General features: G+C 73.0%; 7 protein-coding genes. 3 read left to right on the top strand and 4 right to left on the bottom strand.

The features are described 5' to 3' along the window. Positions 1-28 precede the first annotated feature (28 nt). Positions 29-2,560: a phosphocholine-specific phospholipase C gene (locus ABD126_RS35110; RefSeq protein ID WP_343939269.1), complete on the bottom strand. Its 2,532-nt coding sequence runs from the start codon at positions 2,558-2,560 to the stop codon at positions 29-31. Positions 2,561-2,817: 257 nt separating this feature from the next. On the opposite strand from ABD126_RS35110, the gene ABD126_RS35105 reads away from it, so the two are divergent. Next, positions 2,818-3,789, top strand: coding sequence for a magnesium transporter CorA family protein (locus ABD126_RS35105; RefSeq protein ID WP_343939267.1), 972 nt, complete (start codon positions 2,818-2,820; stop codon positions 3,787-3,789). Here the strand turns inward: ABD126_RS35105 and ABD126_RS35100 are convergent. Both ABD126_RS35100 and ABD126_RS35095 read right to left on the bottom strand, forming a co-directional pair. Continuing rightward, positions 3,767-4,138, bottom strand: a complete 372-nt coding sequence (locus tag ABD126_RS35100) for a PGPGW domain-containing protein (protein ID WP_343939402.1) — start codon at positions 4,136-4,138, stop codon at positions 3,767-3,769. The two genes, ABD126_RS35105 and ABD126_RS35100, sit on opposite strands and share 23 nt — an antisense overlap. 158 nt (positions 4,139-4,296) lie before the next feature. Further along, a complete protein-coding gene (locus ABD126_RS35095) occupies positions 4,297-5,907 on the bottom strand; it encodes a hypothetical protein (RefSeq protein WP_343939265.1) in 1,611 nt (536 codons plus the stop codon). 169 nt (positions 5,908-6,076) lie between these two features. On the opposite strand from ABD126_RS35095, the gene ABD126_RS35090 reads away from it, so the two are divergent. Beyond that, positions 6,077-7,291, top strand: coding sequence for an MFS transporter (locus ABD126_RS35090; RefSeq protein WP_343939263.1), 1,215 nt, complete (start codon positions 6,077-6,079; stop codon positions 7,289-7,291). Here the strand turns inward: ABD126_RS35090 and ABD126_RS35085 are convergent. Further along, the gene (locus ABD126_RS35085; protein WP_343939261.1) at positions 7,288-10,050 is read right to left on the bottom strand and encodes a DUF4082 domain-containing protein; all 2,763 of its coding nucleotides are present in this window, start codon (positions 10,048-10,050) and stop codon (positions 7,288-7,290) included. The two genes, ABD126_RS35090 and ABD126_RS35085, sit on opposite strands and share 4 nt — an antisense overlap. Positions 10,051-10,438: 388 nt before the next feature. Between ABD126_RS35085 and ABD126_RS35080 the strand changes: the two genes are divergently transcribed. Next, the gene (locus tag ABD126_RS35080; protein ID WP_343939259.1) at positions 10,439-13,483 is read left to right on the top strand and encodes a discoidin domain-containing protein; all 3,045 of its coding nucleotides are present in this window, start codon (positions 10,439-10,441) and stop codon (positions 13,481-13,483) included. Positions 13,484-13,826 lie beyond the last annotated feature (343 nt).

Raw genomic sequence — 13,826 nt, 5'->3', positions numbered from 1 at the left:
GCCGGTCCCGGTGGGCCGGCCGGCCCGGTCACCAGCCCAGCGGGACCACCTCGGCGGCCGACGTCCACGGGCCCCGGCCGCCGGCTTCGGTCAGGGCGCGCAGGCGGACGTGGCGGGTCGTGGTCGGCCACAGGCGGACCGTCTTGGGGGTGGCGTCGTCGGCGAACGCGCCCGTCGCCACCGGCGTCCCCCAGTTCGCGCCGTCCGCGCTGACGTGCAGCTCGTAGCGGCCGATCCGGCCGTTCGCGCCACCGTCCTGGCGGGGCAGGTACGTGACGCCGGTCAGGGTGCGCGTCGTGCCCAGGTCGAGGTGGATCTCGTGCGGCAACGGGTCCGGGGTGCCGGTCCACTTGGTGTGCCAGTGGGTGTTCGGCTTGCCGTCGGCGGCGTTGGCGCCGGCGCCGTTCTCCCCGGAGGTCTCCTGGCTGTCCACGAACCTCACCGTGCGCGGCAGCGGGGCGGAGCCCAGCACCGGGTCGGTGGTGCTCTCCGCGCCGGTCTCGACGTGGCCCGCGAAGCGGCGGGCGAACCCGTCCGGGCCGGTCACCGCGAGGTCGTACCAGCCGTTCATGCCGCCGCCGACGGAGAACCAGTCCTCCTTGGTCGCGCCGGGGTCCACGGTGTAGGTCCACGGGCCGCCGCCGCGGTTGACCGTGGTCACGGTCAGCGTGCACGCCTTGCCGCCGGTGTTGGTCATGGTCAGCCACACCTGGCCGCCGTCCTCGCGCAGCCCCACCTCGGGGTTCGGGTTGCCGGCCGTGGTCGCGGCGGCGCGGTTGCCGGCGAAGCGGCGCAGGAAACCGTTCGGCCCGACCACGTTGAGGTCGTAGGCGCCGGTGGGCGTGCCGGCCTGCCAGTAGTCCGACAGGGTCTTGCCCGCCTCCACCGTGTACCGCCAGGGGCCGTCGGTGCGGAAAGCGTTGGCGTAGACGTAGAAGTGCGCGCCGGCGGTGCCGGTGTTGGCGAAGTCGATCCAGAACTTGTCCGCCGTGACCCGGCCCGACGCGGTCAGGCGGTAAGGCAGCGGACGCGCCACCTTCACGCCCGCCTCCTGCACGGGCATCACCTGCACCGCCGGGGGCGTCGGCGAGGTCGGGCGCGGACCGTCGGTGGGCACGGGCGTCGGCAGGGACGGGTAGGGCGCGGTGGCCGTGGTGGTGTCCAGCGCCGAGGTCAGGTCCCCGCACACCGCCCGCCGCCACGGCGAGATGTTCGGCTCGGCCACGCCGGTCCACTTCTCCAGCAGCCGCAGCACCGACGTGTGGTCGAACACCTCCGAGCACACCTTGCCGCCACGGCTCCACGGCGACACGACCAGCATCGGCACCCGCTGGCCCAGCCCGATCGGCGCGCTGAGGTAGATCTCGTCGGTGGTGGCCACCGTGGACAGGCCGTCCGAAGTGGACACCGGCGGCGCGGGCTGCGGGACGTGGTCGAAGAACCCGTCGTTCTCGTCGTAGTTGAGCAGGAACACCGTCCTGTTCCACACCTCGGGCTTGGACGCCAGCGCGTCGAGCACCTGCTTGACCAGCTCCGCGCCGGTGTTGGGTCCCCAGTCGGGGTGCTCGCTCTGCGACTCGGGCGCGACCACCCACGACACGGCCGGCAGCCGGCCCGCGTCCACGTCGGCCTTGAACGCCGCCGCCAGCCGCCCCGGCCGTTCCCGCGCCAGGCCCCGGTCGTAGAGGGAGCGCTCGGCGGCGGTCAGGGTCGCCAGGCCCTGGTCCAACTGGGCGAGCAGCTCGGCCTGCCGGGCCGCCGACGCCGAGGCCAGCGCGTAGTAGAAGTACTCCAGCTTGGTGTACGGCTTGCCCGCCGAGTCCTTGGTCGGCGCCAACGCCTTGCGGCCCACGGCGAGGAAGGACGCGAAGTAGTCGAGCGAGTTGTCGCCGTAGTTGTCCCACTCCTGGTAGACCCGCCACGACTTGCCGGCGGCCTGGAGGCGTTCGGCGTAGCTGGTCCACGTGTAGCCGGTGTGGCCGGGGTTCTGCCAGCTGTCGTTGCCGATGGCCCGTTTGGTGGTGCCGGGTTCGTAGCCGATCGTGCCGGAGAACAGGTAGAACCGGTTGGGGTTGGTGGGGCCCGCCTCCGAGCAGTGGTAGGCGTCGCAGATGGTGAAGGCGTCGGCCAGGGCGTGGTAGAACGGCAGCGCGGCGCGGTCCAGGTAGGTCATGGTCCGCACGCCCTTCTGCGGGACCCACTGGTCGTGGCGGCCGTTGTTCCAGGCGGCGTGGCCGTCCGACCAGCCGTGCGGGGTGCCGGCCATGAACTCGTCGTCCACGCGGTAGGGCAGCACGTGCCCGGCGCCGTTGGGCTGGCGGAACACGGGGTTGCCGTTGGGGAGGCGGATCGCGGTGGGGTCGTTGAACCCGCGCACGCCGCGCAGGGTGCCGAAGTAGTGGTCCAGGGACCGGTTCTCCTGCATGAAGACCACGACGTGGCCGATGGTCTCCAGCCCGCCGGTCGGCGCTTCGGCGGCGAGGGCGCGGCGCAGGCTCTCGGGCAGCAGGGCGAGCCCGGAACCGGCAGCCGCCGCCTTGAGCAGGTCACGACGCTTCATGCACATCTCCTCGGCCAAGCGCAGGGCGGTGCGGGCGATGCTGGATGCGCGAAGTTAAGCAGAGGTGACGTTTAGCGAGCAATAGTGGACAAGCAGGTGTCAATTACCGGTCAGGCGACCTCCGCGAGCGGCACCCGCAGCGACAGGAACCGCGACCAGCGGCGCAACCGGAAGTTCCACCGCTCCCACCTCCTGAACGGGCGCGGAGCACCGTGTCCACTGTGGACCAGGCTCGCCGCGCCGCTACCGTGGGACGCATGGCACGCACCCGCCTGTACCGCCACGGCGTCCTGACCGCCGAGGACTTCCCGATCACCGAGTCCGCCGCCCACCTGCGGGACCCGGACGCGGTCGTGTGGCTGGACCTGGCCGGCCCGTCGCAGCGCGAGCTGGCCGCCCTCGCCGACGAGCTGGACCTGCACGAACTCGCCGTCGAGGACGCCCTCCACCCGCACGAACGCCCCAAGCTGCACGAATACGACACCCACTGCTTCCTGTCCGCCTACGCCGTCCGGCTGGACGAGCGGTCCGGGCGGCTGGTCACCTCGGAGCTGGCGGCGTTCCTCACCGAACGCGCGCTGGTGACCGTGCGGCCCGACGACAGCTTCGACGTGGACGCCCTCACCGCCCGCTGGGACCGGTCGGCGCACCTGGCCGGCAACGGCGTCGGGTACCTCGCCCACGGCCTGCTCGACAGCGTCGTGGACAGCCACTTCGAGGCCGTGCAGGCGCTGGACGAGCAGATCGAGGCGCTGGAGGACCTGGTCTTCGCCGACCACCCGAACGAGCGCGAGGTGCAGCGCCGCGCCCTGGCCCTGCGCAAGTCCCTGGTGACGCTGCGCCGGGTCGTGCTGCCGATGCGCGAGGTCGTCAACGCCCTCATGCGCCGCGACCACTCGGTGGTGGACGAGTCGATGTTCCCGTACTACCAGGACGTCTACGACCACGTGCTGCGCGCGTCGGAGTGGACCGAGTCCCTGCGCGAGATGGTCGCCACGATCCGCGAGACCCAGCTCAACATCCAGGGCAACCGGCTGAACCTGATCATGAAGAAGGTCACCGGGTGGGCCGCGATCATCGCCGTCCCGACCGCCATCACCGGCTTCTACGGCCAGAACGTGCCGTACCCGGGGTCGGAGCAGTCGTGGGGGTTCTGGGTGTCCACCGCGGCGATCGTGTTGCTCTCCGGCTGGCTCTACGCGTTGTTCAAGCGCCGCGATTGGCTCTGACCCGGAGGTAGCTCCACACCACCAGGCCCCAGATGACCACCCCGGAGAGGATCAGGCTCGACCCGGTGCTCCAGCCACCCAGCGGCAGGTCGTCGCGCACTCCCCAGAGCACGCCCAGCCCGACCAGCACCGCGCCACCCAGGACGGTCGCGACGATCCGCCACGGCGACGAGACGCTCTCCTCGGCGGTCTTCATCGCCCGGTCGCGGACGGGATCGACGTAACGCTCCAACGCGGGGAACTCGGCCGCCAGGACGAGCAGACCGGCGAGCACCAGCAGCAGGCCGGGACCGGGCAGGACCAGCAACGCGAGGCCGACCAGCAGCACCACCGCGCCGACGATCGCCATCGTCACCCGCTTGACCGAGCCGGCCACGCCAGACCACTCCCCTCGCCGTCCTCGGCCCAGTATCCGTCGGGACGCACGAGCCCGCGACCACGGCGCGCACTGCGGAGTCCCCGGCGATCAAGGCCCGGTTCGGCCACGTTCCCCCGTTGGCGAGGGGGCTAATCGCAGACCAGTTTGGGGGTCGGGCCGAAGGTCAGGGACAGGTGCAGGGGGTGCACGCCCCAGTGGTCCATCGCGTACATCGCCAGCAGACCGCCGGCCTCGATCGTTTCGGGGGACGCAGGGCTGTTCATCGACGGGTTCCCTTGCCAGACCGGCACTTCCGGACCCGGCACGGGCGCGGTCTGCACCACCGAGATGCGCCGGCCCTCGAACTCCTGGACCACCATGAGGACGTACGGCTCACTGAGGACGTCCGTGTTCGCCGCCCGCTCGACAGCCACGTACTCGCCGCGCTCCGCCGCCGCCGCGTTCACCCGGCCGACCCACCTGAACGCCTCGGCCAACGTCTCCGCCGTCAACGCCTCGTGCGCCTCCTGCCCGCCGACCGGCTCCAGCCGGACGATCTCCGCCGGGACACCGCCGTCCTCACCGCGGAACCGCGAGAACAGGGTCAGCGTCCCGGACTCCCGGTCCAGGCCCACGACGTCGCGGAACCTGTTCTCCGCCAACGGGGTCCGGGCGAGGACGCCGTGGCCCAGCCTGCCCAGCACCGCGTTCGGGTCGGGCATCCGCCAGAACGTGCACTCGCCGTCGATCCACAGCGGCAGGTAGCCGGCCATCGGGATGCCGGGCACGACGGTGGTGATGGTGGACCCGACGGCGGGGACCGGCTTGGAGAGCACCGTGGTGACGGACTGGTCCGCGGTGGGCACCGGGGTCGCCGGGCGCGCGTCCGGGCCGGAGGGCGCGAAACCGGCCGGGGCGGAGCCGGCCGGGCCGGAGCCGACTGGGCCGGAGCCGACTGGGCCGGAGCCAGCCGGGTCGGAGCCGGCCGGGGCGGTCGCGGCTGGGGCCGAGCCGGCCGGGGCGGAGCCGACTGGAGCGTCCTTGAGGTGCACCGTCGGGGACTCGGCCGGGCGGGTTGTGATCACCCTCGTCGGGCCTTCCGAGGTTCGGGCCGTGGGGGCTTCCGCCGATGGAGGAGTGGGAGCGGCGGGCGGAGCGGGAGCGGCGGGCGGGGCCGGGTGGAAGGGGGGTAGGGCGGCGAAGCGGGGGTCCACCTGGGCGGTGCGGATGATGTGGTGCGCCCACGCCCGGACCCGGGTCAGCGGGTGGTCCGGGAACTCCGCGTCCCAGCGGGGGTCGTCGCCGGCGTGGTACGGGAGGCGGCCTTGCGACTGCGGTGCGTAGGGATGTGGTTGCACCCAGCGGTCGAAGCCCAGGCGGGCCATCAGGACGGCCTCGCGGGTTCCGGTCACGCCCCGCTCTGCGGCCCGCAACTTCAACACGGCGCTGCACGTCGCCCGCGGCACGGTCAGGGACGCGATGAAGACCTGACCGGTCGGCTGGTTCGGCAGCGGAACCTTCACCACCTGGAACACCGCCGGCACCCCGCCCAGCGGCACGACGTGCGCCTCCACCAGGCACCCCACCTCACCGGTCATCACGGCCAGGTCGTGCCGCAACCGCGCCGGGTCCTCCAACGGCGCGGGCAGGTCCGGCACCACGTCGAAGTACGTCAGGCTCACCTGGTCCCCCGTCGCCGGGTGGAACCACGTGCTCTGGTCGTGCTGCCGGAAGCCGGTCGTGTCGAATGCGATGGGCACGGCGCAAACCCTATTGCCCTCGCCCGCTCCAAGCGTGGATTGACGGGCACGCGGCTGTGAGTGACCGCACGTCGGGACGCGCCCGAACGGCCGATAGAATCGTTTCAGCAGCCAACCACCGGTCGCGGTCAGCGTGGACGCGGGACACCTGACGAGGAGCGCAACCGCGATGACGGTCACGGCGACGCCGCCCGCCCGCACCAGGGGCACCACCGCCGCGATGGGCGCGTTGGCGCTCGGCGGCTTCGGCATCGGCACCACCGAGTTCGCCACGATGGGCCTGCTGCCGCAGGTGGCGGACACCTTCGACATCTCCATCCCCACCGCCGGCCACGCCATCAGCCTGTACGCGCTCGGCGTCGTCGTCGGCGCGCCGCTGATCGCCGGCCTGGCCGCCCGCCTGCCCCGCAAGGGCCTGCTCATCGGGCTCACCATCGCCCTGGCCGTCGGCAACGCCCTGTCGGCGCTCGCACCCTCGACGACGGCCCTGCTGGTCGCCCGGTTCGTCGCCGGGCTGCCGCACGGCGCGTACTTCGGCATCGCCGCCGTGGTGGCCGCGGCGCTCGTCCCGCCGGAGCGGCGGGGCACCGCCGTCGCCCGCGTGATGGTCGGCCTGACGGTGGCGAACCTGGTCGGCGTGCCGCTGGCCACCGCCGCCGGGCAACAGATCGGGTGGCGCGCGGCGTACCTCGCGGTCGCGGTGATCGCAGCCGTCACGGCCCTCGCCCTGGCCAAGTGGTTGCCGCACATGCCCGCGCCACATGATGCGACCATCCGAGCGGAACTGCGGGCGTTCCGACGTCCCCAGGTGTGGTTCACGCTGGTCACGGGCATGATCGGGTTCGGCGGCATGTTCGCCGTCTATTCGTACATCTCCCCCCTCACCACCGAGGTCGCCGGGCTGCCGGACGCGGCGGTGCCGTGGGTGCTCGCCGCGTTCGGCCTGGGCATGACGCTCGGCGCGACGCTGGGCGGCCGGTTCGTGGACCGCTCGGTGTCCGGGTCGGTGTTCGGCTCGTTGATCGCGGTGACGGCGGTGCTGGGGCTGTTCGGGCTGACCGCGCACGTGCCCGCGGCGGCGTTCGGGACGGTGCTGCTCCTCGGGTTCGTGACGCAGGTGCTGGCGTCGGCGTTGCAGGTGCGGTTGATGGACGCCTCGCCCGACGCGCCCTCGCTGGCCTCCTCCTCCAACCACTCGGCGCTGAACATCGCGAACGGGGCCGGGGCCTGGTTGGGCGGTCTGGCGATCGCGTGGGGCTGGGGGTACACCGCCACGGCGTGGGTCGGGGTGGCGTTGAGCCTGGCCGGGCTCGGGGTGGCGGCGCTGTCGACACTGGTGCCGACCAACGCCGAGCCGACCCGGACCCGGCCAGGCGGGGCCTAGCTCGACGCGGTGGTGAAGGTCCAGGTCAACGTCGGCGCCGGGTTGCCGGTCTCGTCGTGGGCGGCGGCGGTGGCGGTGTGTCTGGTGTTCCCGGCCAGAGGAGCCGTGGGGGTCCAGACCACCGTGTGACCGTCCGGCGTGCGGGTCAGGGTGCCGGGGACGGGCGTTCCGGCGGCGTCCAGCACGGTGAAGGTCGTCGCGCTCGTGTCCATCGGCTCGTCGTAGGTGGCGGTCAGCGGGGCCGACGGGTCCACCTCCTGGGCCTCCGACAGCGGGGTGTGGCCCTGGACGCTCGGCGCGGTCCGGTCGCCGCTGAACGTGTAGGTCACGTCCACCCAGTAGTTGTTGCCCTGGTGCACCGTGGTCGGGAAGCCGCCGCCCACCGCGTAGACGCCGTTCGGCGTGTCCCACGCGTTGCGCGGCGCGGTCAGCGGCAGCGATGTCACGGCCTGGGACTGGAAGTACTCGTGGTCCACCGAGTAGTGCCCGTGGGGCGCGGTGTACGAGGCGACATACGTGGTGCCGGCTCGGACCGGGACGGGGGTGGCGAAGGAAAGCGTCTGCCAACCGGCCGCGGTCTCGTCGGTGAACGTGCCAGTGGCCAGGAGGGCGCCGGACGACGACCACAGCGAACCGGTGTGTGTGCCCGTGTTCCCGGCACCCTTGTAGAACTTCACGCCGGTGATGTGACCGTTGTACGCGACCTTGAGCCGGACACCCAGCTCATAAGAACCGTTGTCGGCGGCCGAAGTGACCGTGGGAACCGTGGCCGCGCTGAAGAGCGAGCACGGGCACACGGGCGTCGAGTCGGTATTGATGGACCACGTGGTCGTGGGCGAGGCGTTGCCGTTCACGTCGGCGGCGATGGCGGTGACGGTGTAGCGGGTGCCTGGCGACAGGAGTGCCGTCGGACGCCACGTTATGGTCCTCTGGTCGTCCGACAGGGTCGTCGTGCCGTGCAGGGTCGCGCCGGCCGGGTCGGTCAGCCACACCCGTGGGGACGCCGGGTCCATGGGTTCGTTGTAGGTCAGGGAAACCACGCCGGACTGCGGGACGGTCGCGGACTCGGGCGCGCGGGACTCCAGGACGGGCGCGGTGGTGTCGCCGTTGAGGCCGTTGCGGTAGACCACGTCCACCCAGTAGTTCGAGCGGTGGTAGGTGTCCGACGGGAAACCGCCGCCGTACCGGTACACGCCGTTGGGGCCGTCCGTCCCGTACGACAGGGCGCGGATCGGGCCGTAACCGGCTTCCCGGGCGAAGAAGTCGGGCGTGACGGCGTAGCGGCCGTTCGGCGCGAAGTACGACACGACGTAGGTGGTGTTCGCCTGCACGCTCACCGGGTTCAGGAACGTCAGCGTCTGCCACCCGGTCGTCGTCTCGTCGGTGAAAGTGCCGGTCGCCAGCAACAGGCCCGTGGACGACCAGAACGAACCGGTGTGCGTGCCGGTGTTGCCCGGCCCCTTGTAGAAGCGCACGCCCAGCACCTCGCCCCGGCCGGCGAACCGGACCTTGGCGCCCAGCTCGACCGGAGCGGTGTCGGCGGTGGCGGGTTCGGCGGGGCGGGCGAAGTCGTCCCACACGGTGCACGGGCACGTCGCCGCGCGCGGGCGGCCCGTGGTGAACACCCAGTTGTGCGGCGGGGCCTGGTTGCCGGAGGCGTCGACGGCGTGGGCCGTGGCGGTGTAGGCGGCGCCCGGGGCCAGGGCGGTCGCGGGGACGAAGCGGACGGTCGTGCCGGTGACGGAGGTGGTGCCGGGCACGGCGCCGGTCGGGCCGGTCACGGTCACCGTCGCCGTGGCCGGGTCCACGACCTCGTCGAACGTGGCGCTGACGACCTGGCCGAGCGGGACGCTGCCGGCGCCGGCGGCCGGGTCGGTCGTGGTCGCCTCGGGGGCGCGGGTGTCCGCGCCGGGCTCGGGCGCCCACAGGACGTCCACCCAGTAGTTCGTGTTGCGCGAGCCCCGGCTCGGGAAGCCGGGACCGGTGCGGAACACGCCGTTGGCGCCCTCCACGCCGCCGCGCGGGCCGGTCAGCGGTTCGAGGTGGCGCGCGGAGTCGGTGAAGTAGTCGGTGTCGGCGGAGAAGTGGCCGGTGGGCGACAGGTAGGACACGACGTGCGTGGTGTCCGCCGGGACGGCGACCGGCTGCGCGAACACGAGCGTCTGCCAGCCTTCGGCGGTCTCGTCGCGGAACGTGCCGGTCGCGAGCAGGCCGCCCGACGCCGTCCACAGGCTGCCGGTGTGGGTGCCGGTGTTGTCGACGCCCTTGTAGAAGCGGACGCCGCGCACGTAACCGTCCGACGCGGCCCGCCACCGCACGCCCAGCTCCACGGCCGCGCCGTCGGACACGTCCGGGACGCGCGGCCGGTCCGCGTCGGTCCACAGGCCGCACGGGCACGCGCGCGGGGCGACGGCGGCGGTCGCCGAGGCGGTGGAGACGGCGCCGGTGGCGTCGTAGGCGCGGACGCGCAGTTCGGCCGGGCCGGACGCGGTCGGGGTGAACGCGTGCCGCCACTCCCCCGCGCGCAGCGGCGCGGAGTGCCAGCGCGCGCCGCCGTCGGTGGAGACCTCGACCGCGGTCGCGTCCGCCGTGCCGCCGAACTCGTAGCTCGTGCCGACCACCGCGCCGCCCGGGACGTCGGTGAACGCGACCGCCGGCGCGGCCACGGCCGGCGCGGGGTGCCCGACCAGGAGGGCGGTCAGCAGCAGCAGGACCGGCAGCCACGTGGTCCCGCGCCGGGCCGCACCGGACAGCGCCATGGTTTCCCGCCTTCCCGCCGGGATTCCCCCGGCTGTTCCACGCCGCCCATCGGCCGCCGCCCGGCCCCCGTTACCGGCCTACTGCCGGAAAACCGTTGTCCTACAAGGAATTGCGCCATCCGTCCGCGCCCGCACGTCCCACCCCGGCGTCGGCCGTACGGCCGTGCGGCGCCGCCGTGCGGGTGAGGGCTTACCGGGATTCGCGCTGGTCCGCGCCCCGCGCCCCGAGGAGTGCGGGGAGCGCCGAATTGCGGTAACCGGCGACCCGGGCCGGGACAGCGTCCACGCCGTCCCGAAACCGGTTCCGCGCGACCTTGACGGGGCCGGGTGGACGGCGGTTCGCTGAGTGGGAGCGCTCTCCCATCCGCCCGTCCCGCCTGGAGTCGCCATGGCCGCGCGCCCGAGATCACTCCTGACCGCTCTCCTCGCCGCACTCCTGCTCACCACGCTGTGCACCGCCACCGGCGCGCGGGCGCAGGCGGAAGCGCTGCTCTCGCAAGGGAAACCGACCACGGCGTCATCCGTGGAGAACGCCGGCACGCCCGCGTCCGCGGCCACCGACGGCAACACCGGGACGCGGTGGTCCAGCGCGTTCAGCGATCCCCAGTGGTTGCAGGTGGACCTCGGCGCGCCGGCCGTGCTCAGCCGCGTGGCGTTGCAGTGGGAGAGCGCTTACGCCAGCGCGTTCCGGATCGAGATCTCGCCGGACGCGGCCACGTGGACCACCATCCACACGACGACCGGCGGCACGGGCGGCAGCCAGGACGTCGCCGTGTCGGGCGCCGGCCGGCACGTCCGCCTGGTCGGCACCACGCGGGCCACCGGTTGGGGTTACTCGCTGTGGGAATTCCGCGTCTACGGGACCACCACGCCGGACGCCGGCACCCCGATCTCGCGGTACAAGCAGGTCACCGCGTCGACGTGGGAGGGCGGCAACGCCCCCGCCGCCGCGCTGGACGGCCGGACCACGACCCGCTGGTCCAGCCAGTTCGCCGACAACCAGTGGCTGCGGGTGGACTTCGGCGGTGTCGCGACGGTCCGCGAGGTGGTGCTGGTGTGGGAGGGCGCGTACGCGTCGGCCTACCGGGTCGAGCTGAGCGGTGACGGCACCACCTGGACCACGGCCTACAGCACGACCACGGCGAGGGGCGGCACGGAACGGCTGACCGTCCAGGGCACGGGCCGTTACCTCCGGCTGTTCGGCGTCACGCGGGCGACCGGGTACGGGATCTCGTTGTGGGAGTTGCAGGTCTTCGGCACGGTGGACACCTCTGCCACCACTCCCCCGCTGCTGTCGCCGCCGACCAAGGCCCCCGCCGGCACCGGCCGGTTCACGCTGACCGCCCCGGCCGACAACGCCATGGTCACCTCGACGCGCCGCCCGGCGTTCTCGTGGGCCGCGGTGCCGGGCGCGACGCGGTACCAGGTGTGGCTCAACCTCAGCCGCACCGACTACGACTTCACCGCGTCGGGCAACCTGATCGACCTCTACACGAAGGTCGCGGAACCCACTGGCACCACTTATACCCCGACCTGGGACATCGCCGACCGGTGGACCTACAAGTGGTTCGTCGTGGCCGTGGACGGGTCCGGCGGCACACAGGCGTCCGTGATCCGCACGTTCAGCTTGTACCTGCCGCAACTGTCCACGGTCGAGGACGGCATCCGGATCGTCAACGGCAGCCGTGACCTGAACAAGAACGGCGCGATCGAGCCGTACGAGGACTGGCGGCGGCCGGTCGAGGCGCGGGTGGAGGACCTGCTCGGGCGCATGACGGCCGAGGAGAAGGCCTTCCAGCTGTTCTACAACGCGCAGGCGTTCCCCGGGGCGGGGTGGCACTTCGGGCCCGCCGAGGCGCAGGACCTGCACAACGCGCTGCTGGCGTCGTCGGGGACCAGGCTGGGCATCCCGTTCGTGTCGGCGGGCGACACCATCGCCGGGTACAAGACCACCTACCCGTTGCAGAGCGCGCTGGCGGCGGCCAGGAACTACCCGCTGGACTACCGGTTGGGCGACATGCAGCGCCGCGAGCAGCTGGAGGTCGGGACGCGCGGCGTGCTCGGGCCGTTGGCCGAGGTCGGCACGAAGGTGATCTACCCGCGCATCCAGGAGGGCAACGGCGAGAACGCCGACGTGGCGGCGGCGCAGGTGCGGGCGCTGGTCGCCGGGTTGCAGGGCGGTCCGGAGCTGAACCCGGCGTCGGTGCTGGCGACGGTGAAGCACTGGCCCGGCGAGGGCGCGGGCGGCGAGGCGCTGATCGTGTTCGACGAGGTGACGATCAAGTACCACCTGCTGCCGTTCCGGGCGGCGATGGAGGCCGGCGCGGTGAACATCATGCCCGGGTACGCGGGCAGTTCGCTGCTGGACCCGGGCGGTCCGGGCGCGGGCGACAGCGCGAAGATCCTGGCCTACCTGCGGCAGAACCTCGGGTACACCGGGCTGATCACGACCGACTGGCTGCCGTCGGGGTCGTGGATCGGCGCGGCGAACGCCGGGTCGGACGTGCTGGGCGGGGCGGACCCCGGCGCGGCCGGGTTCTCGCTGGCGCGGTTCACCGCCGAGGTGCCGGCGGCGCGGATCGACGATGCCGTGCGGCGGGTGCTGCGGCTGAAGTTCAAGCTCGGGATCTTCGAGAACCCGTACGGGGACCCGGTGAACGGGCCGTACCGGTTCCACAAGCCGGAGTACGCGGCGCTGGCGAACCAGGCGTCGCGCGAGGCGATGACGGTGCTGCGCAACGACGGGGTGCTGCCGGTGCGGCTGAACGCCGGGGACAACGTCGTGGTCGCCGGGCCGCGGGCGGCGGACACCGCCGGGTGCTGCATCTGGACCAGCTACTTCCACCAGGAGTACGGGTCGCAGACGATCCTGGACGCGGTGCGGTCGCGGGCGGCCCGGGTCGGGGTGAACGTGTACCGGGACAGCGGGCCTTCACCGAAGTTGGCGGTGGTGGCGGTCGGGGAGGCGTCGTACACGCACGCGACCGATTGGGTGAAGGAGCAGCCTTACCTGCCGGCGGACCAGTTGGCGCTGATCCGGGGGTTCCGGGCGCAGGGGGTGCCGGTGGTCGTCGTGCTGGTGATGCCGCGGCCTTATGTGATCACCGAGTGGCACGAGTTGGCGAGTGCGATCGTGGTGCCGTACCGGGGTGGTGAGGAGATGGGGCCGGCGACCGCTTCGCTGTTGTTCGGGGATTACGCGCCGAGCGGGAAGTTGCCTTGGCAGTTGCCGCGGGCGTTGTCGGATGTTCTGCGGCCGGGTGGGACGGATGTTCCGGCCGACACCGTCGAGCACTGGGACCTGCCGTACGACCTCGGGGCCACGGCGGGGCAGCGGGCGGAGATCCGGGGGCACATCGAGGCCGGGCGGTCGGTGCCCACGGGGTATGGGAGTCCGTTGTACCCGTACGGGGCCGGGTTGAGCGGGTGGTGAGGGGGTTGGGCTGGTGACGGGCTCGCGCGGGTCCTGCCGGGGGTGGTGGGGCTCGCGCGGGCTCGGCCGGCTGGTTCGCGCCGAATGCGGGGGCGGGCGGGCTCGCGCGGGTCGCGGCGGCGGGTGGGATCGTGCGGCGCGGGCTGGGCGGGCGGCGGGCGGGTTTGCGCGGCGGGCGGGCGGCGGGCGGGCGGGCGGCGGCGGGCGGCGGGCGGGTTTGCGCGGCGGGCGGGCGGGCGGCGGGCGGGTTTGCGCGGCGGGTGGGTGGCGGCGGTGGGTGGGTGGCGGCGGTGGGTGGGGGTGCGCGGTGGGGCGGCCGGTGGTGGCTTGGTGATGGCAGTGG

This window comes from Saccharothrix mutabilis subsp. mutabilis (genome assembly GCF_039521145.1).
Classification (GTDB): domain Bacteria; phylum Actinomycetota; class Actinomycetes; order Mycobacteriales; family Pseudonocardiaceae; genus Actinosynnema; species Actinosynnema mutabilis.
The sequence above is the reverse complement of the archived record's forward strand: the minus strand, read 5'-3'. Positions and strand labels throughout refer to the sequence as shown.

Bases quoted from the DNA above. Each gene is read 5' to 3' on its own strand.
- ABD126_RS35105 (WP_343939267.1), top strand. From the start codon at position 2,818: ATGGCACGCACCCGCCTGTACCGCCACGGCGTCCTGACCGCCGAGGAC.
- ABD126_RS35110 (WP_343939269.1), bottom strand. From the start codon at position 2,560: ATGAAGCGTCGTGACCTGCTCAAGGCGGCGGCTGCCGGTTCCGGGCTC.
- ABD126_RS35090 (WP_343939263.1), top strand. From the start codon at position 6,077: ATGACGGTCACGGCGACGCCGCCCGCCCGCACCAGGGGCACCACCGCC.
- ABD126_RS35100 (WP_343939402.1), bottom strand. From the start codon at position 4,138: ATGGCGATCGTCGGCGCGGTGGTGCTGCTGGTCGGCCTCGCGTTGCTG.
- ABD126_RS35080 (WP_343939259.1), top strand. From the start codon at position 10,439: ATGGCCGCGCGCCCGAGATCACTCCTGACCGCTCTCCTCGCCGCACTC.
- ABD126_RS35085 (WP_343939261.1), bottom strand. From the start codon at position 10,050: ATGGCGCTGTCCGGTGCGGCCCGGCGCGGGACCACGTGGCTGCCGGTC.